Genomic DNA, 25,415 nt, shown 5'->3' with positions numbered 1-25,415 from the left:
CCCTTTTTCGCATTCCCCCCCCCCCCCCCCCTCCCTCCCCCACCCCCCCCCCCCCCCCCCCCCCCCCCCCCCCCCCCCCCCCCCCCCCCCCCCCCCCCGGTCGGTCCCGGCTCGGGCCGGTCGCCGCTCAGGCCAGGAGCTTCTCCTTGGCCCGCTGGTACTCGACCTCGGTGATCGCACCGCCGGCCTTGAGGTCGGCGAGCTTGGCGAGGTCGTCGACGTGGCTGTGCCCGCCGCCCGCGGCGGCGCTCGCGGTGGAGCCCGTGGCACCCGGGGCGCCCGTGGAGCCCGGGGCACCCGCGCCCGGCGGACCGCTCCCGGGCGCCTCGGCGGCCGCCTCCCGGATGTACGCCTTGAACGCGGCCTCGTGCTGCCGGGCCTCGGCCACGTCCCGCTTGCTCATCGACGTGCCACGGGCGATCACGTAGACGAGGACGCCGATCAGGGGCAGCAGGATCACCAGGATCAGCCAGCCGGCCCGGCCCCAACCGCTGAGGTCCTGGCTGCGGAAGATGTCCGTGATGATCTTGAACAGCAGGAAGAACCAGAGGATCCAGAGGAACAGCTCGAACATCGTCCAGAAGATGTTGAGCAGCGGGTAGTTGTCCATGACGCTCCCGTCGGTGACGACCCAGGTCAAACGAGTCATATCACCGCATGAAGGGCATGGCGCCGCTGTGATCGGCCATCCCAGTGATCTTCGCCGCCGCCGGGTGTGGGCCCGGCCCGGGCCCCGGTCGCGCCCGTGCCCCCGGCCCACGCCCCGGCCCCGGCTCGCCCCGGCCGCCGCCCCGCTTCGCTAGCCGGCGGACGTCCGCCCGCGCAGCTCCACGGCCAGGCCGACCAGCTCGCCCCACCACGGCTCGTGGCTGCCGACCAGCAGCCGCTGCGCCTCGGCCGGCTCCACCGCACGGACCTCGACCACCTGCTCGCCGTCGTCCGGGTTGGTCGGGGTGGAGTCCACCGACACCTCCGCCCAGCCCCAGAGCCAGGCCTTCTCGGGGTGCGGCTGCCACGGCCGGTACGGCTCCGCGCTGTCCGTCACGCAGCGGTGGGCCCCCAGCCAGGACGGCGCGCCGAGCAGGCGCGCGCCGGCCTCCTCACGCAGCTCGCGGACCAGGCAGGACTCGATCGACTCGCCGCTCTCCCGCGTCCCGCCCGGAAGGAACCAGTGGTCGCGGTCGTCCCGGCAGAGCACCACCAGCCCGGCGGAGAAGCCCACCAGGTGGATGTTGGTGATGAGTTCGTCCGGTGGCAGCGCGAGGGAGAACTGCGCGTCGTACCGGCCCCAGGGCCAGTACTGCGGTGCGTGCAACGCGGGGAAGCGCGCGGCCAGTTCGGCCGCTCTGGCAGAGACGTCGGATCGGTCCGTGGTGTCGGTCATTCGGTGATCGTAGTCCCGGCCGGACGCAGCAGGGGGGTGGTCGCCTGGACGAGTGCGAGGTCGGCCACGTCGATCGCCCGGGGGCGGCGCGGGATGGTCGCCTCGATCGGGACGCCGGCCCAACTGCCGAGCGAGATCTCGGCGGTGATGCCCGGTCCGAAGCCGGCGATCAGGCCGTGGGTGCCGTCCGCGACCCCGCCCTCCTCGAAGAGCCGGGCGAGGGCGTCGAAGACGACCGCGCTGGCGATGTTCCCGCGCTCGGTGAGGGTGGCGCGGCTGAAGCGGAAGGCCGCGGGCTCCAGGTCGAGGTAGTGGCAGAGGTCGTCGAGGATCCGCGGGCCGCCGGCGTGCACGATGTAGAAGCCCAGGCCCGAGATGTCCCAGCTGTGTTCGGTGGCCAGCGTGCGCAGGGCGGGGGCGAGCATCTCCATGGTGCCGGGGACGCGTTTGTCGAGCTGGAAGTGGAAGCCGGTGTCCCTGACGCCGTAGGAGATCCAGTCCTCGGTGTGCGGGACGAGGTGCGAGCCGTTGCGCTCGATGTGCACGCCGGTGCCGCCGCGGCCGCGCATCACGGCGGCGGCGACGGCGTCCCCGAACAGGCCGTTGGAGAGCAGCGACCCGACGCCGAGGTCGGTCGGCTGGTAGCAGAGCGAGCAGAACTCGCAGGCCACGATGAGCACGTTGGCGCCGGGGTAGGCGCGGCAGAAGTCGTGCGCCCGGTTGACGGCGGCGCCGCCGGCCGCGCAGCCGAGCTGGGCGATCGGCACCTGGCGGGTGTCGGAGCGGAAGCCCATGGTGTTGATCAGCCAGGCGGTCAGCGACGGCATCATGAAGCCGGTGCAGGACACGTAGATGATCAGGTCGATCTCGCGGGCGGACAGCTCGGCGTTGGCCAGGGCGCGTTCGACCACCTCGGGGACCCTGCGCTTGGCCTCCCGCTCGTAGACCGCGTTGCGGCCGGTGAAGCCCGGGTGGCGCAGGGTCTCGTCGATGGGCTGGACCAGGTGCCTGGTCCGGACGCCGGTGTTCTCGATCAGACGCAGGGCGAGGCCGAGCTGTGGATGGTCGGCGTGCAGGCCGCGGGCCAGGTCGAGGGTCTGCTCCAGGGTGATGACGTGTTCGGGGACGGCGATGGCGGGTCGGCAGAGTGTTGCCATGGGTACGGATCTCCCCTGGAGGGCCTACGGGTGCGTCGGAGGGGCGCCGGGCCGGCGCGGCGGGGAGCTGGTCACCAGGCGACCGGCAGGGTCCGCGGATAGCGCCAGATCGAGCCCGTCCGCCAGTCCAGCTCGGCGGCCGGCACGGCGAGCCGCAGGTCGGGGAAGCGGCGCAGCAGGGTGCCGATGGCCACCTGGAGCTCCATCCGGGCGAGGTGGGCGCCCGCGCAGTGGTGCGTCCCGTAGCCGAAGGCCATGTGGTTGGCCGAGCCGCGGTCGAGGTCCAGCTCGTCGGGCCGCTCGAACATCTCCGGGTCGCGGTTGGCGGCGAGGTAGGAGACGTGGACGGCCTCGCCGGCCCTGATCAGCACGCCGCCGAGTTCGACGTCCTCGGTGGCGACCCGGGCGATGCCGACGCCCTGGCGGAACGGGATGAAGCGGAGCAGCTCCTCGATGGCGCGCGGCAGCAGCTCCGGCTGGGCGCGGAGCTTGCCGAGCTGCTCGGGGTGGGTGAGCAGGGTGTAGGTGATGTTGCTCAGCTGGTAGGTGCTGGTGTCGTGGCCGGTGACCAGCAGGACCATGGCCATCACGGCGAGCTCCTGGTCGTCCAGCAGCTCCTCCTCGTCCCGGGCGGTGGCCAGCGCGCTGATCAGGTCCTCGCCGGGGGAGCGGCGGCGGGCGGCGGTCAGCTCGGAGAAGTAGGCGCGCAGCGCGGCCTTGGCCCGGACCTGGCCGTCGCCGCTGCCGGGGCCCATCGACATCATCGCGACGGCGTGGCCGCGCAGCTCGGCGCGGTCCTCCTCGGGGATGTCGAGCAGCTCGCAGATGGTGACCATGGGGAGCCGGGAGGCGAGGTGGTGGACGAAGTCGGCGGGGGAGCCGTGCTCCGCCATCTCGTCCAGGAAGCCGTCGACCGTGCGCTGGGTCTTCGGCCGCAACTGCTCGACCTGCCGGTTGGTGAACCCCTTGGCGACCAGCCGGCGCAGCCGGTTGTGGGCCGGCGGGTCCATCAGGTTGATCGCCTCGACCTGGGCGATCGGGGCGGGCGTCATCCGGGGGAGGTCGCGGCCGATGCCGGCGGCGCGGCTGAACCGGCGGTCGGTGGTGACGACGCGGACGTCCTCGTAGCGGGTGGCCAGCCAGGCCTCGCCCTCGCCGTGCGGCAGCCGGATCCTGGCGACCGGGTCCTCGGTGAGCAGTCGCTTGAGGAGGGGGTCGAACTCCAGGCCTTCGGTGTGGTTGAAGGGGCAGTCCCACACGGGGGCGGAGGTAGTCACGGGCTTATCCCAATGGCCGGAGTTGGTGCCGCCCGACCGGGGGATCGTTCGGGCGCGGACGTGCTGATGTTCCCCCATGGAAAGGCAAAAATGTGGATAAGGAGGATAGTTCGCTCGATCGAGCGAGATGGATGATTGTCATGCGATATGCGGGAGTTGAGGACGGGGGGATGCCTGGGGGACGGGGCGCGCCCGGGCGGTCGGACGCGCCCCGCCCGGTCAGCCGCCGAAGTTGAGCGCGTAGAGCGAGCGCGCGAGGTCCGGGGTCACGAAGTCCAGCGGAACGGTGCCGAGCACCGGGCGGGCGGGGCGGTCGAGGGCGCCCAGGTAGGAGCGGAGCTTCGGCGTGATCGCGTCCGCGGCCTGGCGCGGCCAGAGGCCCCAGCCGGAGCTGGAGGTGAAGGTGAGGAACAGGCGGCCCGGGTCGGCGGCGGCGCGGGCGGCGTCCAGGTGGGCGGAGACCTCGGGCCACTTGCGGGAGTTGAGCTCGAAGATGGTGCCGATGTCGTAGTCGTCCTCGATGTCCGTCCGGGGCCCGCCCCAACGGAGTCCGGGCAGGCCGGAGTTGTCGGCCAGCAGCACCACCCGCCCGCGCACCTCGCCGAGCCCGGGGATCCGGTCCTCGCTCCAGAACAGGCCCGGCCAGCGCGCCTGGTAGCCGGCGAAGAGTGCGCCGAACTCGCTGTCGGAGACCGTGGAGTACTCCTGTTTGACCCGCATGACCAGGGTCTCGCCCGGGTGGGCGGCGAGGAAGGCCAGGCAGTGGTTGAGGACGTCGCCGAAGAAGATCTGCTGGAAGACCGGGCCGTGGTGGATCGCGAGCACGCCGTCGATCGCGCGGCAGCGGATGTCCAGGAAGCGCACCCCGGCCGCGAACTGGTCCGGCAGGGCGAGCGTCTGGGTCTGGGTCAGCGGGCCGCCGTACAGCGCGCAGCTGTCGTGCGTGCCGGGGAGGGTGAGCCGGGAGAGCGGGGCTCCGCCGTCGACGGCGCCCAGCCAGTCGGCTCCCGCCGGGACGGCGAGCGCGCCGGCCCGGGGCGTGGCCGCCCCGAGGCCGGCGGCGGTGAGGGCGCCCAGCAGGGCGGTTCGGGTGAAGGTGCGCCGGCTGATCGGCGCGTGCGAGGTCACGGGCACGGTCTGGTACCCCCGTCGGGTGTGGTGGCCGGATCACGACAATGGCATGTCCATTGTGGAGAGATCGGCCCGCCCTGCCCAGCCCCGCGACGGCGCGCGGTCGCAGCTCCGCCCGTCAGCGGCGGGCGAGTTGTCGCGCGGGCGGGCGAGGTCCGGCCGGTCCGCGCCGCGCACGGGTGAGGTCCGGCCGGTGGCCGACCGGCCCCGGGAGTCACCAGGCCGCCTCGCGGTAGTCCTTGAGGAAGACGCCCGACACCGGCGCCCCGGCCTCGCCGCGGACGATCGGGTCGTAGACGCGCGCGGCGCCGTCGACGATGTCGAGCGGGGTGCGGAACCCGTCGGCGGCCAGCCGGGCCTTCTTGGGGGCCGGGTTCTCGTCGGTGATCCAGCCGGTGTCGACCGCGCACATGTGGACGCCCTGAGCGGCGAGTTCCTCGGCGCTGGTGCGGGTGAGCATGTTGAGGGCGGCCTTGGCCATGTTGGTGTGCGGGTGGCCGGCGGTCTTGTTGCGGACGGCGAACCGGCCCTCCACCGCGGTGACGTTGACGATGTAGCGGCGGGCGTGCGGCGCGGCCAGCAGCAGCGGCAGCAGGCGGTCGCAGAGCAGCGCGGGCGCGAGCGCGTTGACCAGCTGGGTCTCCAGGAGCTCCGCCGGGTCCAGCGCGCCGAGCCGGGCCGACCAGGAGTTGACCGGCGCGGGGTCGGGCAGCAGGCCCGCCTCGTCGGCCCACTCCGAGGGCAGGGCGAGGGCCGACTGCTCGGCAGCGGTGTCGAGTTCGGCGGCGGGCCAGGCCGGGGCGAGGGCGGGCATCGGCCGGAACCCCGGGGCGTGGACGACCGCGGTGGGCGCGGCGGGCAGCGCGGCCCGCTCACCGGCGGCCAGCAGGGCGTAGGACCCGGGCGGGCGGCGCAGGGTCTGCGCGGCGTTGTTGACCAGAATGTCCAGCGGGCGGCCGTCGGCGCGGAGTTGCTCGGTGAGGCCGAGCACCTGGCGCGGGTCGCGCAGGTCGATGCCGACCACGGTGAGGCGGTCGCGCCACTCGGCGCTGCCGGCGGCGGCGTGGAAGCGCCGTACGGTGTCGTGCGGGAAGCGGCTGGTGACGATCAGTTCGGCGCCGTCGCGCAGCATCATCAGGGCGAGCTGGAAGCCGATCTTCACCCGGCCGCCGGTGAGCAGTGCCCGGCGCCCGCGCAGGTCGGTGCCGAGGCCGCGACGGGCGGTGTTGTCGACGGCGCAGTCGGGGCAGAGCATGTGGTAGAAGGCGTCCACCCGGCGGTAGTGCTGCTTGCAGACGTAGCAGCGGCGGCCGAGCCGGAGCTCGCCGAGCGGGGCGGCCGGGGCGGCGGCGGTCAGCGGCGCGTCCTCGCGGCGGTCCGGCGCGCCGGTGGCGGTGGCGGCGAGCAGGCCGGCATCGGCCAGGCGGTCCTCGTCCCGGGCGTCCTGGCGACGGCGCTTGCGGCTCTCCCGGACGAAGGACTCCAGTTGGCGCTCGGCGTGCCGGCGGACCGAGTGGTCGGCGGGGAGGGCGCGCAGGCGTCCGAGGGTGCGGCCGAAGGCCGCCAGCTCCTCCGGGCCTATCTCGTCGGCCGCTGTCCGCTCGTCGCTCCGGACCGTCATGTCCTCCCCCTCGTGCGCTGTGCTGCGATGCCGTGTGCTGCGGTGCGCTGTACTGCGGTGCCCTGTGCTGCGCTGTCCTGTACTGCGGTGTCCTGTGCTGGGATGCCCCGTGCTGGGATGTCCGCGCTGCGGCGCCCCGGTGGTCGCGGCCGGAGGCGAGCAGGCGGTGCGGCTGCCGTCGTGCCACCGGACCAGGACGAGGACCGGACAGGACCGGACCAGGACCAGGACCAGGGCCCGCCGGGGAGGCCGGACGCGCACCGGCGTGCCCGGCGCGGTGCCGCCCCCGGGCGGTGGTGAGGACTGTAGCGGCTGCGCCCGACAAGTGAGATCGCATTATTCGTAGGATGAGACCTTGATCGCGGCGGATGTGCTGCGAGCCCGCGGCGCGGTGCGCGGCGGGATCGAGGCGTTGCGCGTCGCGGCCTCGCGGCGGGCCGGCCGCCGGCCCGCGGTGTCCGCACCACGGCCACGAAGTGAACGGGGAGAGCGGCACGATGGTGAGTCTCGGCGCGATAGCCGGCATCGCGATGGTGGAACTGGGGATGGTCCTGTCCCCCGGTCCGAACATGATCTACCTGGTGTCCCGCTCGGTCGCCCAGGGCCGGCGGGCCGGGCTGACCTCGCTGGCGGGCGTCTTCGTCGGCTTCCTGGTCTACCTGGTCGCGGCGACGGCCGGGATCGCGGCGGTGTTCGCGCTGGTGCCGGAGGTCTATCTGGCGCTCAAGCTGGCGGGCGCGGGCTACCTGCTCTGGCTGGCCTGGAAGGCCGTCCGGCCGGGCGGCACTTCGGCGTTCGCGCCGAAGGAGCTGGCGGCCGACCGGCCCGCCCGGCTGTTCGGCATGGGCCTGCTGACCTGCCTGCTGAACCCGAAGATCGCGATCCTGTACGTCTCGCTGCTGCCGCAGTTCGTCGATCCGGACCGCGGCCACGTCGCGGTGCAGAGCCTGCTGCTGGGCCTGACGCAGATCGCGGTCGGCGTGGCCGGCAACGCGGTCTTCGTGCTGATGGCGGGCTCGGTGTCGGCCTTCTTCGCGCGCCGCCCGACCTGGCAGCGGGTCCACCGGTACCTGATGGGCACGGCGCTGGCCGGCTTCGCGGTGCGGCTCGTGGCGGACCGCTCGAACGCGGCGTTGGCGGCGCCCTGAGCCGCCGTCGGCGGTCACCGGCCCCGCGGGGCCGGTGACCGCCGACGGGGACCGCCCCGCTCAGCCCGCGTACTGGGCGAAGATCTTCGCGAACTCGTACGGCTGCTGGGCGATGTTGGTGCACTTGTAGAGCGCGCCGGTGCAGGCGTTGGCGTCCCGGGTGGCGTCCCAGAAGGCCAGCTCGCCGAGGTGGTGCTGCTGGGCGAAGGCGACCAGCTGCCGGGCGTCCGCCTGGTTGTAGACCTGGTGGTCGTCGTTCTCCCCGAGCATCGGGGTGATGCCGACCGCGGCCCAGAGCTGGGCGTCGCTCTTCGCCGGGTAGAGCGACTTGAGCTGGCCGTAGAGGCCCTGGGCCGCCTGGACGGCCGCGTCGCCGTAGTCGGCGCCGGTGCGGTAGTAGTCCATCGCCATCGCGTTCACCAGGTCGACGGCCACGCCCGCGTCCCGGGCCGAGCGGACGATGGCGACGCCCTCGGCGGTGAGCCCCTCGGGCAGGACCGGCAGGGTGAACGACACCTTCAGGCCGGGGTTGGCCTTCTGCAGCTTGGCGAGCGCGGCGGAGCGGCGGTCGTTGGCGACGGTGTCGGCGATCGCGGCGCCCTCGATGTCGAAGTCGACGTAGCGCAGGTCGTAGGCCTTGACCACGGCGTCGTACTCGGCGAACAGCGAGTCCACCGAGGTGCAGGCGGCGGCGAGTTCGGTGCCGCTGGCCCCGCCGAAGGAGACCTTCACGTCGCCGCCGGCCGAGCGCAGCGCGTCCACCTGGTCCTTGGCCCAGCCGGTGCGCGGGTCGTAGGCGTTGAACCAGCTGGCCTTGCAGCCGACGCCGGTCACGAAGCCCATGGTGAAGGACTTCAGGTTGCCGGCCTGGGCCATCGCGGGCATCGACGGGGTCGGCCAGGCGCCCATGTCGATGTACGGGGCCACCGGGACGGCGGTGGGCGGCGGCGGGGTGGTGGGGGTTCCGGTGCCGGTGGGCGTGGGGGTCGGCGTCGGCGTGGCCGAAGTCGGCGGCGGGGTGGTCGGGTTGCCGCCCGGACCGGTGAGCGTGACGTCGTCGGCGAGGTAGCCGCCCTGCCCGTACCAGCCGTGCAGGTAGACCGTCACGCTGCTGGTGGCCGGGCCGGTGGTGAAGGTGGTGGAGAGCTGCTGCCAGGCGGCGCCGCCGGGGGTCCAGACCGCCGGGTCGGTGACCCCGCTGCCGGTCGCGCCGAGGTAGACGTACTGGCCCTGGACCCAGGCGCTCAGCGTGTACGTGGTGTTGGGCCGAACGGCGACGCTCTGGCCGCACTGCGCGGTGTCGCTGCTGCTCACGCCGCCCTTCAGCGCGTACGAGCCGCTGTGCGCGCCGGTGCCGACGACGCTGCCGGTGGTGGCCGAACAGCTCCAGGGGCTCGCCGAGCCGCTCTCGAACCCGGCGTTGCCGAGCAGGTTGCCGTCGGCCGCGCCGGCGCTCCCGGCGAGCGAGGCGAGCCCGCCGCCGGCCAGCACGGTGGCGGCGGCGAGGCCGAGCAGCTTGACCCGGACGGCGGGGCGGCGGTGCCGGGCGGGGGCGTCGGGCGCGTGGGTGTCGTGGGGCGCGCGTGGCATGGGGGTGCCTCTCGGGACGGTGCGCCCGCCGCCCGCCACGCGAGGGGGAGCGCGGGCGGCGGCGGGTGCGGTGGGGGCGTGGTCCGGTGCGGGGAGGTGCGCGGTGCAGCTTCAAACTGGACTAGACCAGCTGTGCACGTCAAGCACCTTCGGCACATCAGAGGCGGTTGCCGGGAAGGTTTTAGGAACGGTTTAAGGCAGCGCCCGCTCCCGGGGTGCGGCCGTGGACGCCCGGGCGGGCCGCGCGGTCAGCAGGTGGGGCAGGCCCGGCATTCCCGGACCTGGACGTCGTCGACCACCGGGCCGTAGGCGCCGCTGCCGGTGGTGCTGGCGAAGGCCAGTGTGGTGGAGGCGCTGGTGGCCACGAAGGTGAACTGGCGGCCCACGTACCCCATGGCGGCCCGCGACTTGCCGGTGGTGTCGAAGGAGAAGTCCTGGAAGTCCTGGCCGTCGACGAGGGCCCGGCCGGTCTTGACGGCCGGTCCGCCCTCGGGGTTCCCCGCCAGCGCGTACGTCACCGAGTAGGTGGCGCCCGGCGTGGTGGCGAAGGTCTGCGCCACGGTGCCCTGGGAGGAGCCGTTCAGGTCGACGGACTGGTCGCCCTCGGCGGCCTGCCAGAAGCCGGCGCCGATCAGGTCCACGCTGCCGCCGGTGACGCGCCACGGGCCGACGGACTGTCCGGCCGAGAGGCCGAGGAAGGAGTTCGCCGCCACCTTCGGGGTCTCGAAGCTGCCGTCGTCGAAGCGGCTAAGGGCCCGGCTCTGGGCCCCCGCGCGGTCGCTGGTGCCGGCGGCCCGGGCGGGAACCGCCGAGGCGGAGACGCCGCCGACGAGCAGCGCGAGGGTGACGGCGGCGGTACGGGTGCGCGGGAACGACATGGGGACCTCCCGGACGGACGGGCGCCGTAGCCCGGAACGGGTCCGGCAGCGCTCATCGTCGGAGCCGCCGGCCGCGCGGGGCCAGGCCGGGGCGCGGGCGCCTCGTGGTGCGGGGCGGCACCCGTGAGCTCTCGCGCGCCGGTTTGGCGGGCGGTCGGCCGCCGCGGACCGGCCCCGGGCCGTCCGCCCCCGGGGCCGGGCGGGCGGGGCGCCTCGCGGCGGCGGCCCGGGGGAGGCGCCCCGGTCCGGTCCGGCCGTTGCACACGATCCATCCGCGCGCCCCGGCCGCGCTTCGTACGCTCCCCGTCGGCCGCGCGGCCGGACCCGGCCGCGCGCCAGGACGGGTGCCGACCGCGCCGACAGGACGGGGCCGGGGGTGGCGGCGTCCACCCTGTGGAAAGGTGCCCGGCGTGGTCGGCCGCGCCCTACCGTGACCGGATGATCAAGGACTTGCGCATCTGCTTCATCGGGGACTCCTTCACCCAGGGCGTCGGTGACCCGGAGTACCGCGGCTGGGTCGGCCGGGTGCTCCAGGAGACCGGCCGGGCGGCGCCCGCCGACCTCACCGCCTTCAACCTGGGCGTCCGGCGCAACACCTCCTCGGACGTGCTGCGCCGGATCTGGCCGGAGCTCGACGCCCGGACCCTGCCGGGCGCGGACAACCGGCTGGTGGTCTCGGTCGGCAGCAACGACGCCACACCGCAGGACGGCGGACCCCGGGTGGCGCCGGTCCGCTGCCTGGCCAACCTGACCGCGATCCTGGACGGCGCCCGCGAGCGCGGCCTCGGCGTGCTCGTGGTCGGGCCGCCGCCGGTGATGTGCTGGGGCCGGGACCACCTGGAGCCGCTGCTGGACCTCGCAGGGCGGATCGCCGGGCTCTGCTCCGAGCGCGGCGTGCCGTTCGTCGACGTGACGGCCGCGCTCGCCGCGGACCGGGTCTGGGCGGCCGAGGCGGCGGCGGGCGACGGCGCGCACCCGGGCGCCGGCGGCTACCGCGTCCTCGCCGATCTCGTGCTGTCCGGCGGCTGGCGGGACTTCGTGCGGGGCGCGCGGGCTTGACCTTGAGCGCACTCCAAGGGAGAGGCTGGTGCCGTTGATCCACGACACGAAGGAGCACCGGAAGATGCGTACCACCACGCTTGGTCAGCAGGGTCCCGAGGTCGGAGTGGTCGGTCTCGGCTGCATGGGCATGACCTGGGCCTACGACCTGCGCAACCGTGACGACGACACCTCGGCCCGGGTGATCCGCGAGGCGCTGGACCTCGGCGTCACGCTGATCGACACCGCCGACATCTACGGCCCCTACAGCAACGAGGAGGTGGTCGGCGCCGCCCTGGCCGGCCCGTACCGGGAGCGCGCGGTGCTGGCCACCAAGGTCGGCCTGGTGCCGGGCACCGGCGACCGGCGGGTGGACAACGACGGTCGGCCCGAGCACGTGCGGCGCGCGATCGACGAGAGCCTGCGCCGTCTGGGCACCGACCACGTCGACCTCTACCAGCTGCACCGGGTCGACCCGGAGGTGCCGATCGAGGAGACCTGGGGCGCGCTCGCCGAGGCCGTCGCGGCCGGCAAGGCGCTCCGGATCGGGCTCTCCGAGGTCACCGTCGAGGAGATCAAGCGGGCCCAGGCGGTGCACCCGGTGGCGTCCGTGCAGTCCGAGCTGTCGCTGTGGACCAGGGACGCGCTGGCCGAGGTGCTGCCGTACACCGAGGCCGAGGGCATCGCCTTCCTGCCGTTCTCGCCGCTCGGCCGGGGCTTCCTGACCGGCAGCATCTCCTCCCTGGACGAGCTGCCGGCGGACGACTTCCGCCGCTCGCTGCCGCGCTTCCAGCAGGACGCGCTGGCGGCCAACCTGGCCCTGGTGGCGAAGGTGAAGGAGGTCGCCGACCGGGTCGGCGCGACGCCCGCGCAGGTCGCGCTGGCCTGGGTGCTGGCGCAGGGCCGGTACGTCCTCCCGATCCCGGGCACCAAGACGCCGCGCTACCTGGTGGACAACGCCGGGGCGGCCGACCTGGTGCTCTCGGCGGCCGACCTCGCCGAGCTGGACGCGCTGCCGGCGCCGACCGGCGGGCGCTACTGACCGGGTGACGGGCCGGGCTTCCGGGCCGGCGGCACAGGGTGCGGGGCCGGGCTGCCCGGCCCCGCACTCAGCGCTCCTTGACCCAGACCAGCTGCCGGCCCGTCTCACCGGGCGCCCGGACCGCCGCGTCGGCGATCCGGGCCAGCCGGAAGCCGAGCTTGCGCGGCACGGCCGCACTGGCGGTGTTGGCCTGGTCGCAGTGGATCTCCACCCGCCGGACGCCGGGCAGCGCGAGCGCGGCGGCGCTCAGCGCCCCGGCGGCGGCGGTGGCGATGCCCCGGCCGCCGTGCTTCGAGCCCACCCAGTAGCCGATCTCCAGCGCCCCCGGCCCGATCCGGCCGTGCAGGCCGAACGAGCCGATGACGCTGCCGGGTTCGGCGTCCAGGCCGACCAGGTAGATGAAGTCGGTGCCCGCGTCCCAGGCGGCCGCGCCGGCCGCGGTCAACTCGGTGGTCTGTGCCAGCGTGGGGGCCGCGGCGGCCCACTCCAGCCAGGGCCGCAGATGCTCCAGATCGGTCCGGACGGCGGCGTTCAGCGCGCGCGCGTACGCGGCCGAGCGGCGGTGCAGGGAGATCCCGCCGGCCAGCCGCAGCAGTTCCGGCGGCCGGCCGGTGGAGATCTCGCCCGGGGCCGGTCGGCGCCGGCCGGTGCCGGATCCGGCGGCGGGGGCGGGGGCGGTGGCAGGGCCGGGTACGTCCTCGCAGGGTGGTGGCGTGACGTGGGTCATGACAGCGATTATGGGCGGGCCCCGGAGCGCCGGCCACCGCCGAACCGCGGGGGAGCCGGCGCCGCCCCCGGGCGCGTCAGAGGCGTGTCAGCACGTCGTCGAGCTCCTTGCGCCGCAGGTCGGGGACGCGCGCCCCCTCCGCCGGATAGCCCACCGGGATGACGTAGGCGGCCCGCTCCTCGGCCGGCCGTTCGCACACCTCGTTGAGGAACTTCATCGGGCTCGGGGTGTGGGTGAGCGTGGCCAGGCCCGCCTGGTGCAGGGTGGCGAGCAGCAGTCCGACGGCGATGCCGACGGACTCCTTGGTGTAGTAGGGGCGCGGCGACCGCGGGCCCTTGTGCACCTCGAAGACGACGATCACGGCGGGCGCGTCCTCCAGGAACGGCTTCCGCCAGTCGGTGCCGATCGGGGCCAGTGCGGCCAGCCACTCCTCGGAGGCCCGGTGCGCGTAGAACTCGCGCTCCTCGGCCTCGGCGGCCTCGCGCAGCCGCCGCTTGCGCTCCGGATCGGTGATCACCACGAACCGCCAGGGCTGGACGTGCGCGCCGCTGGGCGCGGTGTTCGCGGTGCGGATCGCCCATTCGACGACGCCGTCCGGGATCGGCCGGGTCGCGTAGTCGCGGACGGTCCGGCGCCGGGCCATCACGTCGTGGAAGGACCTGCTGCGTGCCTCTGCCTCGTGGGCGGGCACCGTCATCGGGATCAGCGGGACGGTCGGGTAGGCGGGCGTCCCTGCCACTGCACTGTCAACCATGGCCGACAGCACAGCACATGACGGGCGGTCCGGGAAGAGTCCCGGACCGCCCGATCGTACGAATGGACCAGACCACTCAACTCTCGTGGACGCGCCCGCCGCGGACCTCGATCCGCCGGTTGACCTGCACCGTGTCCAGCATCCGCCGGTCGTGGGTAACCAGCAGCAGCGTGCCGGTGTACGAGGCCAGCGCGGACTCCAACTGCTCGATGGCGACCAGGTCCAGGTGGTTGGTGGGCTCGTCCAGCACCAGCAGGTTCACGCCGCGGGCCTGGAGCAGCGCCAGGGCCGCCCGGGTGCGCTCGCCGGGGGAGAGGGTGTCGGCCGGCCGCAGCACGTGCGCCGCCTTCAGGCCGAACTTGGCCAGCAGGGTGCGCACCTCCTCCGGGCTCAACTCCGGTACGGCGGCGGCGAACGCGTCCGAGAGCGGCTCCCCGCCCAGGAACAGGCCGCGGGCCTGGTCCACCTCGCCGACGACCACGCCCGAGCCCAGCGCGGCGTCGCCGCCGTCGAGTTCGAGCCGGCCGAGCAGCGCGGCCAGCAGGGTGGACTTGCCCGCGCCGTTGGCGCCGGTGATCGCGACCCGGTCGGCCCAGTCGATCTGCAGGTCCACCGGTCCCAGGGTGAAGTCGCCGCGCCGGACGGTGGCCCCCCGCAGGGTGGCGACCACGGCGCCGGAACGCGGCGCGGTGGCGATCTCCATCCGCAACTCCCACTCCTTGCGGGGCTCGTCGACCACGTCGAGCCGCTCGATCATCCGCTGGGTCTGCCGGGCCTTGGAGGCCTGCTTCTCGGTCGACTCGGTCCGCATCGCGCGGCCCATCTTGTCGTTGTCGCCGGCCTTGCGGCGCGCGTTGCGCACCCCGTGCTCCATCCAGCCGCGCTGCATCCGCGCCCGGGCCTCCAGGCCGGCCTTGGTGTCGGCGTACTCGTCGTACTCCTCGCGGGCGTGCCGGCGGGCCACCGCGCGCTCCTCCAGGTACGCCTCGTAGCCGCCGCCGTACAGGTTGACCTGCTGCTGGGCGAGGTCCAGCTCCAGCACCCGGGTGACCGTCCGGGCCAGGAACTCGCGGTCGTGGCTGATCACCACGGTGCCCGCGCGCAGGCCCTTGACGAAGGACTCCAGGCGCTCCAGGCCGTCCAGGTCGAGGTCGTTGGTGGGCTCGTCGAGCAGGAAGACGTCGTAGCGGGAGAGCAGCAGCGAGGCGAGGCCGGCCCGGGCCGCCTGGCCGCCGGAGAGCGCGGTCATCGGCAGGTCCAGCGAGACCGTCAGCCCGAGCGAGCCGGCGACCTCCTCGGCCCGCTCCTCCAGATCGGCGCCGCCGAGGTCCAGCCAGCGGTCCAGGCTGGCCGCGTAGTCGTCGTCGGCGCCGGGGCGGCTCTCGACCAGGCCCTCGGTGGCCAGGTCCAGGGCCGCCTGGGCGGCCGCCACGCCGGTGCGGCGGGCCAGGAAGTCCCGGACCGACTCGCCCTCGCGCCGCTCCGGCTCCTGCGGCAGGTGGCCGATGTTCGCGCCCGCCGGGCTGAGCCGCAGCGAGCCGCCCTCGGGGGTGTCCAGCCCGGCCAGCAGCCGCAGCAGCGTCGACTTGCCGGCGCCGTTCACGCCGACCAGCCCGATCACGTCACCGGGGGCGACGACCAGGTCCAGGCCGGAGAAGAGGGTGCGGTCGCCGTGGCCGGCGACGAGGTCCTTGACTACGAGTGTGGCGCTCATGATGTCTCCGATTCTAGGAGAGCGGGGGAGCGCGCCGGGGCCCGCGGCGGGAAAGGCCGCGGACCCCGGGGTCGGACGTGCTGCCAGAGGTGACTCAGGTCACTTCGTCTTCTTGGAGATGTACTCCAGCGCGTGCTGGGCGACGTCGTCCAGGTAGGGGCCGGCCTCCCAGGTGTTGTCGTTGCCCCCGATGGAGGTGTCCGAGACCAGCACCTGCTTGCCGTCCTTGGTCGCGAACCAGCCGCCGCCGCTGTCGCCGCCGGTGCCGTTGCAGCCGATGGTCAGCATCGCCGGGCGGCTCGGGTCGATCGTGTGGCGGACCGGCTTGCCGCTGTCGCAGTGCTCCAGCTCCATGCCGTCGAAGGGCTTGCCGGCCGGGAAGCCGTAGCTGCTCACGGCGGAGACCTGGTCGCGCGGGGCGTTGAACCAGACCGGCACGGAGCCGCCGACGACCTCCTCCAGCGACTTCTTGCTGCCGTCCGGGTTGGCCACCCGGATGATGCCGAAGTCGTACTGGCTCCACGGGCCGCCGTACTCCGGGTCGGCCTCGTCCGCCCAGGTCGGGGAGACGATGCCGGCCACCGCGCCCCACTCGCCGTACGGCTCGGCCTGCGCCAGCGGCGCCTGCTTCCCGCCGCTCAGCACGCCGGTGCTGTTGAAGGCCGGGGCGAAGGTGATGTTGGTGTGCGACTTGCCGCCCTTGCCGCCGTGCAGGCAGTGGCTGGCGGTCCACACCAGGTTGCTCTTGCCGGGGTTGGCCGGGTCGGAGATCACGGTGCCGGAGCAGACGTACTCCTGCGCGCCGTCCTGGAAGAACAGCTTGCCGTTCACGTGGAAGTTCTTCGCGTACGGGTGCGGGACGGGCTTCTCCTGGACGACCTTCGGCAGCGGGTCGTTGCCGTTGTCCGCCGGCGGCTGGGAGCCCGGCTGGCTCGGCGTCGCGCCGGTGGGCTGGGCCGTGGGCTGCGCCGCGGTCGGCTGGCCGCTGGGCTCCTTGGCCGGGCCGGGCTTGTACGGCTTGGCCTTGAGGATCTTCTGGAGGTCCCAGAAGCCCTGCACGGCCGGGGTGATCACGTTCTGCTGGGCCCACTTGTCCCAGTCCTCGAACTTCCACTTCTTCAGCTCGTCGAGGGTGGGCAGCTTGACCGGGGCGGCGCCCGGTGTGCCGGTGCCGGCCCCGGTGGTCGCGGCGGCGGTCGGCGCCGCGGTCTGGGCCCCGGTGGCGTCGCTGTTGTCCGGACCGCACGCGGTCGCGACCACCATCGTCAGCGTGACGACGGAGGCGCCCAGCGCAGCACGCGTGGTCCGGGATATCGGTGACATGAGTTCAGTTCCCCCTGTGGATGCGTGCCATGCCGCCCGAGCCGCAGGCATGGCAGGTGAGGAGTCTGCCATGCGGGCGGCGGCGCCCCCGCCCGCGGGTCGGACCGGGGCGGAGCTGTCACGGGATCGGCACGTGATCCGCACGGAATTAATCGCTTGCCGGGCCCCGGGAGCCTCCGTACCGTGGTTCGTGCCACCCGCCAGAACAGGAGAAGGCCGTTGCTCTACTGAGGTCCCGAGACACCGCCCCCCGCCGCCCCGCAGCCCTGCTGCCCGCGGTGTGTGCGTGTGCGAGTGCGCGACCTCAGTGGTGAGCCGGCCCGGCATCCCTCCGTCCGATCTTCGACGGTCCTCGCTGCCCGCCCGGCCCCGCCACGCTCCGGGCCCCTCCACGCGCCGCCTGCGGTGTCTCCCGTGTTGCTCCCCAGACCGTCTGCAACCACCCGGGAGGCCTCCCCATGGCATCACCCAGTACCGCTGTCCTCTGCACCGACCTCGGCTTCGAGTGGCCCGACGGCACGACCGTGCTCGAGGGCTTCCACCTCGCCGTCGGCCCCGGCCGGACGGGCCTGATCGGCCTCAACGGCGCGGGGAAGTCCACCCTGCTGCGCCTCGTCGCGGGCGAACTCACCCCCACCGCCGGCGCCGTCAGGGTCGGCGGCGAGCTCGGCTACCTGCCGCAGGGCCTCACCCTCGACACCGGGCTGAGGGTCGACGAGGCGCTCGGCATCCGGGCCACCCGGGAGGCGCTGCACGCCATCGAGTCCGGCGACACCGACCAGCGCCACTTCGACGCCGTCGGCGACGACTGGGACGTCGAGGAGCGCGCCCGCGCCACCCTCGACCGGCTCGGTCTGGACCGGCTCGGCCTCGACCGCACCACCGGCGAACTCTCCGGCGGCGAGGCCGTGCTGCTGCGGCTGGCGGCCCTGCTGGTGCGCCGGCCGGACGTCCTGCTGCTCGACGAGCCGACCAACAACCTCGACCGGTCCGCCCGCGACCGGCTCTACGAGACGGTGGCCGGCTGGAGCGGGGTGATGGTGATCGTCAGCCACGACCGCGAGCTGCTCCAGCACGTGGACCAGATCGCCGACCTCCGGGACGGCCAGGTCACCTGGTACGGCGGCAACTTCGCCGACTACGAGCGGACGGTCGCCGCGCAGCAGGAGACGGCGGAGCGGCTGCTGCGCAACGCCGAGGCCGATGTCCAGCGCCAGAAGCGGGACTTGGTCGACGCCCGCTCCAAGCTGGACCGCAGCGCCAGTTACGGCAGGAAGCGCTCGGTCACCCGCAACGACCCGCACATCTTCGCGGGCAAGCTGAAGCGCCAGGGCCAGGAGACCGCCGGGCGGCTCCAGGGCATGCACACCGAGCGACTGGAGGAGGCCAGACAGCGGCTCACCGCCGCCGAGGAGGCGGTCCGCGACGACGCCGAGATCCGGATCGACCTGCCCCGCACCGCCGTGCCGGCCGGGCGCACGGTGCTCACCCTGCAGAAGGTCCGGCTGCCGTACGGCACCACCGCCGACCTCGACCTGCGCGGACCAGAGCGGATCGCCCTGATCGGCCGCAACGGCGCCGGCAAGTCCACCCTGCTGCGCGCCGTCGCGGGCGAACTCGCCCCGCTGGAGGGGGAGATCACCACCCCGGTGCCGCTGCGCCACCTGCCGCAGCGGCTGGACGTGCTGGACGACGGGCTGAGCGTCGTGGGGAACGTCAAGCAGTTCGCCCCGGCCGCGGGGGACAACGCGATCCGGGCCAGGCTGGCCCGCTTCCTGTTCCGCGGCGGCCGGGCCGACCAGCTCGCCGCCACCCTCTCCGGCGGGGAGCGGTTCCGGGCCACGCTGGCCGCGTTGTTGCTGGCCGATCCGCCGCCGCAGCTGCTGCTGCTCGACGAGCCGACCAACAACCTCGACCTGGCCAGTGTCCGCCAGCTGACCCAGGCGCTCGCGTCCTACCAGGGGGCGCTGATCGTCGCCAGCCACGACCTGCCGTTCCTGCGCGGCCTCGGGATCACCCGCTGGCTGGAGCTGGACGGCGAACTGCGGCCGGTGGGCCCGCGGTAGCCGGTCGGCGCCGGGGCCCGGCCCACCGGGTCGGGCCCCGATGGCGGGGTCGGCCCGGGCGGTCGGCGCCGGCGCCGCTTCAGGCCCCGGTTCAGGCTTTGGTGGGCCGGTTCAGGCCCCGGTGGGCTCGGTCGCGGGCCGCAGCTTGCGGGCGACCAGGGTGCCGAGCCGGTCCAGGCCGACCACCGTGGCCGCGAGGACGACGAACTCGACGGTCAGCAGCGCGATCTGGCCCCAGACGTAGCCGTAGCCCTTGGTCGTCGGGTCGAAGAAGAAGTACGGGTACGGCAGCGGGTAGTTGGAGAACAGCCCGTTGCGGGCGAGCACGATCGCCGCGTAGCCGAGCGGGAAGGCCAGCCAGAGCGGGATGTCGCGCCAGGCGGAGGCGTTGCGCGGCTTCAGCGTCAGCCAGTCGATGATCACCATCACCGGCGTCACGTAGTGCAGGAAGAAGGACGACCAGTGCTGCAGCTTGTCCGGTCCGTCGAAGAGCCCCGGCAGCGGGTTGGCGCCGTGCTCCAGCAGGACGTGCGAGACCAGCCCGGTGATCAGGATGTAGAGCGTGGCAGCCCCACGCAGCCGGGGGGCGGGCGCGTCCACCGTGCCGCGCTTGACCATCCAGTAGACCGCGCCGATGAAGTAGCCGAGCACGATCACGTTGCTCTGGATGGTGAAGTAGACCAGCGGGGCGGTCTGGAGGGTCAGGCCGAGGCCCGCCGAGAGCACGATGCCCATGCGCCACCAGAGCGCGGGGCCGGTCCGGACTGACATGCGGTCACCAGTTCGTTTCAGGCGATACGGGAGGTATCGGGTGGAAGAGGGGGGATCGACGCACTCTACTCGCTGGTAGGGCCGGGACGGAAGAAACGTCACCGCAGGTGGCAGGCCCCCCGGCCCCGGCCGCTCCCTCGTCCCGCCGTCACCCCGGCAGGACGAAGCCCGACTCGTACGCGGCGATCACCGCCTGGGTGCGGTCGCGGGCGCCGAGCTTGGCCAGCACGCTGCCGACGTGCGTCTTGACCGTCTCCGGGCTGAGCACCAGCCGCCCGGCGATCTCGCCGTTGCTGAGCCCGGCGGCCATCAGCCGCAGGACCTGCCCCTCCCGCTCGGTGAGCCGCCCGATCGGCCCGTGCCCCGACGCGGCCGCCGACCGCCCCGCCGGCCGCTGGCGCAGCGCGAGTTCGCGCACGGCGGCCGGGTAGAGCAGCGAGTCCCCGCGCGCGACCAGCCGCACCGCCTGCACCATCTCCTCCGCGCTGGCCCGCTTCAGCAGGAACCCGGCGGCGCCGGCCCGTAGCGCGTCGTACACGTGGTCGTCGTGCTCGAAGGTGGTGACCACCAGGATCCTGGGCGGTTCGGCCATCCCGCCGACCAGCTGCTCGGTGGCCCGGATGCCGTCGATGCCGGGCATCCGGACGTCCATCAGCACCACGTCCGGACGCAGCTCGCGCACCAGCGGGACGACCGCGGCGCCGTCCGCCGCCTCGCCGACCACGGTGAGGTCCGGCTCCGCGTCGATCACCACCCGCAGGCCGGTCCGCACCAGCCGTTCGTCGTCCGCGATCACCACCCGGACGGTTCCGGTCGGGTCGTTCATCGTGCTCCCTCCAGCGGTAGCCAGGCGGTCAGCCGCCAGGTCGTCCCGTCGCCCGTCGGTCCGGCGGCGCAGCCGCCGCGCAGCACCGCCGTCCGCTCGCCGATCCCGCGCAGCCCCCGGCCGCCGCCGGGGCGGCTGGGCCGGGCCTCGCCCAGCGGATTGGTCAGTTCGATCTCCAGCCGGTCCGCCGCCAGGCCGACCCGGAGCCCGGCGGGCGCCGGCCCGGCGTGCCGCAGCACATTGGTCAGACCCTCCTGGACGATCCGGTAGGCCTCGCGGGAGACGGCGGCCGGCAGCCGGTGCAGCCCGGGGCCCAGCTCGGCGTCGACCTCGACGCCGGTGCGGGCGAGCTGGCGCAGCAGGTCGTCCAGCCCCGCCAGGGTCGGTCCGGCGGACTCCGCGTCCGCCCGGTCCTCCTCGCGGAGCAGCCCGAGCACCGCGTCCAGCTCGGCGACGGCCGCCCGCGCGGTCTCGGCGATCGCCCCCAGTGCCTCGGCGGCGAAGTCCGGGTCGGTCCGCAGCACCCGGGCCGCCGCCGAGGCCTGGATGCCGACCGCGCCGAGCGCGTGGCCGACCGAGTCGTGCAGCTCGCGGGCGAGCCGGTTGCGCTGGGCGAGGACGGCGGCCCGCCGTTCGGCGGCGGCCAGCCGCTCCTCCGGGGTCGGGCCGAGCAGCACCGGCGCCCACCGGGCCAGCAGGGCGCCGCAGCCGGCGCTGGTGGCGAGGATCAGCAGCAGGAGCGCGAGGCCGAGCACCGGTCCGGGCAGCCAGGCCGGGAACCCGCGGTCCTGCCAGAAGCGCACCACGTCGTCCACCGCCGGCCCGCCGAGCGGAGTGATCACCAGCACCACCGCGAACGGCGTCCCGGCCAGCGTCATCCCGCTGACGATCCCGCCGAACAGCACGTGCAGCACGTACCAGGCGGCGCTCCGGCGCCTGGCGGCCCAGGACCTGGCCGGCCCGGCGGAGACCTCCTCGGCCCGCTCCGGCGCGCAGAGCGCCCGTGCCGCCGCCCCCTCCAGCGACCGGACCGTCGGCACCAGGGCGGTGACGGCGGCCATCGGCAGCGAGAGGGCGAGCGCGGCGAAGTAGAGGAGGACCTGGACCACGGAGCCGTGCGCCGGGTCGAGCGCCCCGAGCAGGACGGTCGAGAGCATCCAGTACGGCATCAGCAGGGCGCCGCCGAGCACCAGGTGCACCCAGCGCAGCCGGGCCCGCCGGCCCAGCAGCGCACCGCCGATCCGCCGCGCGGTGCCGCCCGCGCCCACCCCCGTGATCACCCGGCCGACTCTACGTCAGCGCCGGCGGTCCCCGGGGGCCTTGCGGCCGCCCGCTCGACCAGCGCGACGGCGCCCACCGCCAGCACCAGCAGCCCGGTGACCACCTGGACGGACTCCACCAGGGTGAGCAGGCCGGGCATCGCCCGGCGCAGGTCGGTCACCGTGGTGAACGTGCCGTACGCCACCAACTGCCAGGAACCCCAGGCGAACAGCGAGCCGCCCGCCGTCCAGGCCACGGCCAGCGGCACCCGCAGACGCCAGTGCGGCCGGGCCCGGAAGGCCAGGAGCAGCAGCGCCGCCGGGGCGGCCACCGCCATCACCGCGGTCACGCAGTTCATGACCGCCACGCCCCGGCTCTGCTCGTCGGCCCACTCGGTCGGCAGCCCGGTCCGCCCGCCCGCGGCCCAGTACCACCGGGCCGCGGCCACCCCGAGGCCGAGCAGCGCGGCCACGCAGGTGAAGGCACGCTGGAGCGTGAGGGTGGGGGAGTCGGGCAGCCCCCCGATCCGGCTGCGCAGCAGGCCGGTCCAGCGCCGCCGGGCGTACAGCAGGAAGCCGGTGATCAGCGCGACGCCCTGGACGGCGAACCCGCCGTACACCAGCGGGAAGACCCAGCCGGCCTGCCCGCCGCCCGCGCCGCCCGCGCCGCCCGCGCCGTCCGCCTCGGGTCCGAGCACCAGCGTGCCGAGCAGGAACAGCGGCAGCGCCACAAGGATGGTGCCGAGCAGCCCCGTCGCCACCCACATCGGGAACGCCAGCAGCCCGGCCGGCGCGCGCCGCCCCCACGGCCGGACGAAGGCGAGGGCCAGCAGCACCGCGATCGCGTCCATGCCGAAGGACAGCAGGTTCACCAGCCGCAGGTCGTCCAGCCGGTTCGAGCCGCCGGCCCCCACGGGGTGGCCGGTCAGCCAGAGCAGTTTGAGGGTCAGGTACGGCAGGGTCGCGGCGACGGCCACCACGGCCGCCGCACCTCGCACCCCGCCGACGGAGGTCGTCGTGGTCATGCCCCCACGTTCGCGCGGACGCCTCGCCGGCACGTCCCCCCAGCACACGATCCCCCTCCCCCGCCAGGGGGATCCGCCGGCCCACGCCCTCGTCCCCGAGGCCCGGGCCGGATCCGGCGGGCCGTGGCGAGGGGGTGAAGGGTCTTGTTACCGGCGGGTCGCTTCCCTATCATCGCGAGTGTTACAGCTTTACTGTCAAACCCCGAGGGGGCGGTCGCCAGTGCGTGACCCGAGCAGTCCCGGCCCGCTGGCCGGGGTCCGGGTGGTCGAGCTCGCGGGGATCGGCCCCGGGCCCTTCGCGGGCATGCTGCTGGCCGACCTCGGGGCCGACGTGGTCCGGGTGGACCGGCCCGACCCCTCACCGCTCTCCCAGGACCCGGCCTACGACGTCACCAACCGCAACAAGCGCTCGGTGCTGGTCGACCTCAAGTCCCCCGGCGGGCCCGCGCAGGTGCTCGACCTGGTCGAACGCGCCCACCTGCTGATCGAGGGCTACCGCCCCGGAGTCGCCGAACGCCTCGGCGTCGGCCCCGAGGCCTGTCTCGCCCGCAACCCCGCCCTGGTCTACGGCCGGATGACCGGCTGGGGCCAGGACGGACCGCTGGCCGCCCGGGCCGGCCACGACATCGGGTACGCGGCGGTGGCCGGGGTGCTCGGCCTGATCGGATCGCCCGAGCAGCCGCCCGCCGTCCCCGCCAACCTGCTCGGCGACTACGCCGGCGGCTCGCTCTACCTGGTCGTCGGTCTGCTCGCGGCCCTCCACCACGCCGGTGCGACCGGCGCCGGCCAGGTCGTCGACGCCGCCATCGTGGACGGCGCCGCCCACCTCACCACCGTGCTCTGGGGGCTGCTCGCGGCCGGGCAGTGGCAGGACCGGCGCGGTGTGAACCTGCTCGACGGCGGTGCGCCCTGCTACGCCGTGTACCGGGCCAAGGACGGCGGCGACCTCGCCGTCGGCGCGCTGGAGCCGCGGTTCTACGCCGAGTTCGCCCGGCTGCTGGAGCTCGGTCCGGACGCCCCGGGCCAGTACGAGGTGGCCCGCTGGCCCGAACTGCGGGCGCGGATCTCGGCCCGCTTCGCCACCCGTACCCGGGCCGAGTGGGAGGCCGTCTTCGCCGGCTCCGACGCCTGCGTGGAGCCGGTCCTGACGCTGCGTCAGGCCGCTTCGTACGGGCACCTGGTGGCCCGGGGGACGTACGTCGAGGCGGACGGCGTCACCCAGCCGGCGCCGGCGCCCCGGTTCTCCGCCACCCCCGGCACGCTGCGCCGTCCGCCGGCCCGGCCGGGCGCCGACACCGACGAGGTGGCCCGCGACTGGGGCGTGGCCGCCCTGCTGGCCCCGCCGGACTCACCTGCTGAGCCCGCTGAGCCGGCTGAGCCCGCTGAGCCCGCTGAGCCCGCTGAGCCGGCTGTCCCCGCTGTCCCCGCTGTCCCTGCCGACCGGGCCGTCCCGGATTCCCCGGACGCCCCCGAGTCCCCGGATTCCCCGAATTCCCTGGGCTCCGAGGCCCGTTAAGGAGCTTGCCGTGGAACGCGACATCTACACCGAGGAGCACGAGGACTTCCGGGCGACCGTCCGGTCCTTCCTCGCCAAGGAGGTGCTGCCGCACTACGACCGCTGGGAGCGGGCCGGCATCGTGGACCGCTCCGCCTGGCTGGCCGCCGGCCGGCAGGGGCTGCTCGGGCTCGCCGTCCCCGAGGAGTACGGCGGCGGGGGCGCCGCCGACTTCCGCTACGCCGCCGTGCTCGCCGAGGAGTTCGCCCGCGCGGGCGCCTCCGGCCTGGCGCTCGGCCTGCACAACGACATCATCGGCCCGTACCTCACCTCACTCGCCACCGACGAGCAGAAGCGCCGCTGGCTGCCCGGGTTCTGCAGCGGCGAGCTGATCACCGCGATCGCGATGACCGAACCCGGCACCGGCTCCGACCTCCAGGGCATCCGCACCCACGCCGTGGACCAGGGCGACCACTACCTGCTCAACGGCGCCAAGACCTTCATCTCCAACGGCATCCTGGCCGACCTGGTGGTCGTGGTCGCCAGGACCACCCCCGAGGGCGGTTCGCGCGGGCTGAGCCTGCTGGTGGTCGAGCGCGGGACGCCCGGCTTCGAGCGCGGCCGCAACCTCGACAAGATCGGCCAGAAGGCCCAGGACACCGCCGAGTTGTTCTTCGAGGACGTCCGCGTCCCCAAGGCGAACCTGCTCGGCGAGGAGCACCAGGGCTTCCTCTACCTGATGCGGAACCTCGCGCAGGAGCGGCTCACCATCGCGGCCGCCGCGATCGCCGGCGCCGAGTACCTGGTCGAGATCACCACCGACTACGTGAAGCAGCGCGAGGCCTTCGGCCGGCCGCTCGCCAAGCTCCAGCACGTCCGGTTCGAGATCGCCGAGATGGCCACCGAGTGCGCGGTCACCCGGGCCTTCGTGGACCGCTGCATCACCGAGCACAACCGCTACGCGCTCACCCCGGCGGACGCCTCGATGGCCAAGTGGTGGGCCACCGAACTGCAGAAGCGCACCGCCGACCGCTGCCTCCAACTCCACGGCGGCTACGGGTACATGACCGAGTACCCGGTCGCCCGCGCGTTCACCGACGGCCGGATCCAGACCATCTACGGCGGGACCACCGAGATCATGAAGGAGATCGTCGGGCGCTCCCTGCTGGGCTGACGCCGCTCCCCGCCC

The 25,415-nt window shown here is 74.4% G+C and carries 22 protein-coding genes; 6 read left to right on the top strand and 16 right to left on the bottom strand.

Annotated elements, in window-relative coordinates; genetic code table 11:
- Positions 1 to 127: 127 nt before the first annotated feature.
- The 6 genes from ACZ4UX_RS04485 to ACZ4UX_RS04460 all read right to left on the bottom strand — a co-directional run bounded on the left by ACZ4UX_RS04485 (position 128) and on the right by ACZ4UX_RS04460 (position 6,570).
- Positions 128 to 610, bottom strand: coding sequence for an SHOCT domain-containing protein (locus ACZ4UX_RS04485; RefSeq protein WP_465705960.1), 483 nt, complete (start codon positions 608 to 610; stop codon positions 128 to 130).
- Positions 611 to 799: 189 nt separating this feature from the next.
- The gene (locus ACZ4UX_RS04480; RefSeq protein ID WP_465705518.1) at positions 800 to 1,384 is read right to left on the bottom strand and encodes an NUDIX hydrolase; all 585 of its coding nucleotides are present in this window, start codon (positions 1,382 to 1,384) and stop codon (positions 800 to 802) included.
- Complete coding sequence (locus tag ACZ4UX_RS04475; RefSeq protein WP_352296258.1) at positions 1,381 to 2,541, bottom strand: type III polyketide synthase; 1,161 nt, start codon at positions 2,539 to 2,541, stop codon at positions 1,381 to 1,383. The genes ACZ4UX_RS04480 and ACZ4UX_RS04475 overlap by 4 nt, the downstream gene beginning before the upstream one ends.
- A 71-nt stretch (positions 2,542 to 2,612) precedes the next feature.
- A complete protein-coding gene (locus ACZ4UX_RS04470; RefSeq protein WP_465705516.1) occupies positions 2,613 to 3,818 on the bottom strand; it encodes a cytochrome P450 in 1,206 nt (401 codons plus the stop codon).
- Between the two features lie 219 nt (positions 3,819 to 4,037).
- Positions 4,038 to 4,946: a phosphatidylinositol-specific phospholipase C gene (locus tag ACZ4UX_RS04465; protein ID WP_465705514.1), complete on the bottom strand. Its 909-nt coding sequence runs from the start codon at positions 4,944 to 4,946 to the stop codon at positions 4,038 to 4,040.
- 217 nt (positions 4,947 to 5,163) lie between these two features.
- Positions 5,164 to 6,570 carry an SDR family NAD(P)-dependent oxidoreductase gene (locus ACZ4UX_RS04460; RefSeq protein WP_465705512.1) on the bottom strand — a complete coding sequence of 469 codons (1,407 nt, stop codon included), beginning with the start codon at positions 6,568 to 6,570 and terminating at the stop codon, positions 5,164 to 5,166.
- A gap of 497 nt (positions 6,571 to 7,067) precedes the next feature.
- On the opposite strand from ACZ4UX_RS04460, the gene ACZ4UX_RS04455 reads away from it, so the two are divergent.
- Positions 7,068 to 7,718 carry a LysE family translocator gene (locus ACZ4UX_RS04455; protein WP_465705510.1) on the top strand — a complete coding sequence of 217 codons (651 nt, stop codon included), beginning with the start codon at positions 7,068 to 7,070 and terminating at the stop codon, positions 7,716 to 7,718.
- 60 nt (positions 7,719 to 7,778) lie between these two features.
- On the opposite strand, the gene ACZ4UX_RS04450 is transcribed toward ACZ4UX_RS04455, so the two are convergent.
- Entirely contained in the window at positions 7,779 to 9,308 is a 1,530-nt protein-coding gene (locus tag ACZ4UX_RS04450) for a carbohydrate binding domain-containing protein (protein ID WP_465705508.1), read from the bottom strand.
- Positions 9,309 to 9,556: 248 nt separating this feature from the next.
- Positions 9,557 to 10,186, bottom strand: a complete 630-nt coding sequence (locus ACZ4UX_RS04445; RefSeq protein ID WP_465705506.1) for a choice-of-anchor C family protein — start codon at positions 10,184 to 10,186, stop codon at positions 9,557 to 9,559.
- A 438-nt stretch (positions 10,187 to 10,624) separates the two neighbouring features.
- Here ACZ4UX_RS04445 and ACZ4UX_RS04440 point away from each other — a divergent pair, with 438 nt between their 5' ends.
- Together ACZ4UX_RS04440 and ACZ4UX_RS04435 are read left to right on the top strand one after the other, a co-directional pair.
- The gene (locus ACZ4UX_RS04440; RefSeq protein ID WP_465705504.1) at positions 10,625 to 11,245 is read left to right on the top strand and encodes a GDSL-type esterase/lipase family protein; all 621 of its coding nucleotides are present in this window, start codon (positions 10,625 to 10,627) and stop codon (positions 11,243 to 11,245) included.
- A gap of 64 nt (positions 11,246 to 11,309) precedes the next feature.
- The gene (locus tag ACZ4UX_RS04435) at positions 11,310 to 12,266 is read left to right on the top strand and encodes an aldo/keto reductase (protein WP_329487070.1); all 957 of its coding nucleotides are present in this window, start codon (positions 11,310 to 11,312) and stop codon (positions 12,264 to 12,266) included.
- 67 nt (positions 12,267 to 12,333) lie between these two features.
- On the opposite strand, the gene ACZ4UX_RS04430 is transcribed toward ACZ4UX_RS04435, so the two are convergent.
- The 4 genes from ACZ4UX_RS04430 to ACZ4UX_RS04415 form a co-directional block, all read right to left on the bottom strand.
- The gene (locus ACZ4UX_RS04430; protein ID WP_465705502.1) at positions 12,334 to 12,993 is read right to left on the bottom strand and encodes a GNAT family N-acetyltransferase; all 660 of its coding nucleotides are present in this window, start codon (positions 12,991 to 12,993) and stop codon (positions 12,334 to 12,336) included.
- A gap of 76 nt (positions 12,994 to 13,069) precedes the next feature.
- Entirely contained in the window at positions 13,070 to 13,747 is a 678-nt protein-coding gene (locus ACZ4UX_RS04425) for a nitroreductase family protein (RefSeq protein WP_329487068.1), read from the bottom strand.
- A 76-nt stretch (positions 13,748 to 13,823) separates the two neighbouring features.
- Positions 13,824 to 15,461, bottom strand: coding sequence for an ABC-F family ATP-binding cassette domain-containing protein (locus ACZ4UX_RS04420; RefSeq protein WP_465705499.1), 1,638 nt, complete (start codon positions 15,459 to 15,461; stop codon positions 13,824 to 13,826).
- Between the two features lie 99 nt (positions 15,462 to 15,560).
- Positions 15,561 to 16,784 carry a trypsin-like serine peptidase gene (locus tag ACZ4UX_RS04415; protein ID WP_359810637.1) on the bottom strand — a complete coding sequence of 408 codons (1,224 nt, stop codon included), beginning with the start codon at positions 16,782 to 16,784 and terminating at the stop codon, positions 15,561 to 15,563.
- Between the two features lie 458 nt (positions 16,785 to 17,242).
- On the opposite strand from ACZ4UX_RS04415, the gene ACZ4UX_RS04410 reads away from it, so the two are divergent.
- The gene (locus tag ACZ4UX_RS04410) at positions 17,243 to 18,850 is read left to right on the top strand and encodes an ABC-F family ATP-binding cassette domain-containing protein (protein WP_465705497.1); all 1,608 of its coding nucleotides are present in this window, start codon (positions 17,243 to 17,245) and stop codon (positions 18,848 to 18,850) included.
- A 111-nt stretch (positions 18,851 to 18,961) separates the two neighbouring features.
- Here ACZ4UX_RS04410 and ACZ4UX_RS04405 read toward each other — a convergent pair whose 3' ends face one another.
- The 4 genes from ACZ4UX_RS04405 to ACZ4UX_RS04390 form a co-directional block, all read right to left on the bottom strand.
- On the bottom strand, positions 18,962 to 19,621 hold the full coding sequence (locus ACZ4UX_RS04405; protein ID WP_465705495.1) for a Pr6Pr family membrane protein: 660 nt from the start codon (positions 19,619 to 19,621) through the stop codon (positions 18,962 to 18,964).
- A gap of 148 nt (positions 19,622 to 19,769) precedes the next feature.
- Positions 19,770 to 20,447 carry a response regulator transcription factor gene (locus ACZ4UX_RS04400; RefSeq protein ID WP_352296544.1) on the bottom strand — a complete coding sequence of 226 codons (678 nt, stop codon included), beginning with the start codon at positions 20,445 to 20,447 and terminating at the stop codon, positions 19,770 to 19,772.
- On the bottom strand, positions 20,444 to 21,727 hold the full coding sequence (locus ACZ4UX_RS04395) for a sensor histidine kinase (protein WP_465705493.1): 1,284 nt from the start codon (positions 21,725 to 21,727) through the stop codon (positions 20,444 to 20,446). Before ACZ4UX_RS04395 ends, ACZ4UX_RS04400 begins: the two co-directional genes overlap by 4 nt.
- Entirely contained in the window at positions 21,724 to 22,731 is a 1,008-nt protein-coding gene (locus ACZ4UX_RS04390; protein ID WP_465705491.1) for a hypothetical protein, read from the bottom strand. Before ACZ4UX_RS04390 ends, ACZ4UX_RS04395 begins: the two co-directional genes overlap by 4 nt.
- Before the next feature lie 220 nt (positions 22,732 to 22,951).
- On the opposite strand from ACZ4UX_RS04390, the gene ACZ4UX_RS04385 reads away from it, so the two are divergent.
- Complete coding sequence (locus ACZ4UX_RS04385) at positions 22,952 to 24,247, top strand: CaiB/BaiF CoA transferase family protein (protein ID WP_465705489.1); 1,296 nt, start codon at positions 22,952 to 22,954, stop codon at positions 24,245 to 24,247.
- A gap of 10 nt (positions 24,248 to 24,257) precedes the next feature.
- Positions 24,258 to 25,400: an acyl-CoA dehydrogenase family protein gene (locus ACZ4UX_RS04380; RefSeq protein ID WP_359810662.1), complete on the top strand. Its 1,143-nt coding sequence runs from the start codon at positions 24,258 to 24,260 to the stop codon at positions 25,398 to 25,400.
- The last annotated feature ends 15 nt before the right edge of the window (positions 25,401 to 25,415 follow it).

It is taken from the genome of Kitasatospora sp. NPDC028961 (genome assembly GCF_055564815.1).
This window is presented reverse-complemented; position numbering and strand designations above follow the sequence as displayed.

What these genes read in the sequence shown, in the direction of transcription:
- ACZ4UX_RS04485 (WP_465705960.1), bottom strand. Translation starts at nt 610, where the DNA reads ATGGACAACTACCCGCTGCTCAACATCTTCTGGACGATGTTCGAGCTG.
- ACZ4UX_RS04480 (WP_465705518.1), bottom strand. Translation starts at nt 1,384, where the DNA reads ATGACCGACACCACGGACCGATCCGACGTCTCTGCCAGAGCGGCCGAA.
- ACZ4UX_RS04475 (WP_352296258.1), bottom strand. Translation starts at nt 2,541, where the DNA reads ATGGCAACACTCTGCCGACCCGCCATCGCCGTCCCCGAACACGTCATC.
- ACZ4UX_RS04460 (WP_465705512.1), bottom strand. Translation starts at nt 6,570, where the DNA reads ATGACGGTCCGGAGCGACGAGCGGACAGCGGCCGACGAGATAGGCCCG.
- ACZ4UX_RS04455 (WP_465705510.1), top strand. Translation starts at nt 7,068, where the DNA reads ATGGTGAGTCTCGGCGCGATAGCCGGCATCGCGATGGTGGAACTGGGG.
- ACZ4UX_RS04450 (WP_465705508.1), bottom strand. Translation starts at nt 9,308, where the DNA reads ATGCCACGCGCGCCCCACGACACCCACGCGCCCGACGCCCCCGCCCGG.
- ACZ4UX_RS04445 (WP_465705506.1), bottom strand. Translation starts at nt 10,186, where the DNA reads ATGTCGTTCCCGCGCACCCGTACCGCCGCCGTCACCCTCGCGCTGCTC.
- ACZ4UX_RS04440 (WP_465705504.1), top strand. Translation starts at nt 10,625, where the DNA reads ATGATCAAGGACTTGCGCATCTGCTTCATCGGGGACTCCTTCACCCAG.
- ACZ4UX_RS04435 (WP_329487070.1), top strand. Translation starts at nt 11,310, where the DNA reads ATGCGTACCACCACGCTTGGTCAGCAGGGTCCCGAGGTCGGAGTGGTC.
- ACZ4UX_RS04430 (WP_465705502.1), bottom strand. Translation starts at nt 12,993, where the DNA reads ATGACCCACGTCACGCCACCACCCTGCGAGGACGTACCCGGCCCTGCC.
- ACZ4UX_RS04425 (WP_329487068.1), bottom strand. Translation starts at nt 13,747, where the DNA reads ATGGTTGACAGTGCAGTGGCAGGGACGCCCGCCTACCCGACCGTCCCG.
- ACZ4UX_RS04420 (WP_465705499.1), bottom strand. Translation starts at nt 15,461, where the DNA reads ATGAGCGCCACACTCGTAGTCAAGGACCTCGTCGCCGGCCACGGCGAC.
- ACZ4UX_RS04415 (WP_359810637.1), bottom strand. Translation starts at nt 16,784, where the DNA reads ATGTCACCGATATCCCGGACCACGCGTGCTGCGCTGGGCGCCTCCGTC.
- ACZ4UX_RS04410 (WP_465705497.1), top strand. Translation starts at nt 17,243, where the DNA reads ATGGCATCACCCAGTACCGCTGTCCTCTGCACCGACCTCGGCTTCGAG.
- ACZ4UX_RS04405 (WP_465705495.1), bottom strand. Translation starts at nt 19,621, where the DNA reads ATGTCAGTCCGGACCGGCCCCGCGCTCTGGTGGCGCATGGGCATCGTG.
- ACZ4UX_RS04400 (WP_352296544.1), bottom strand. Translation starts at nt 20,447, where the DNA reads ATGAACGACCCGACCGGAACCGTCCGGGTGGTGATCGCGGACGACGAA.
- ACZ4UX_RS04390 (WP_465705491.1), bottom strand. Translation starts at nt 22,731, where the DNA reads ATGACCACGACGACCTCCGTCGGCGGGGTGCGAGGTGCGGCGGCCGTG.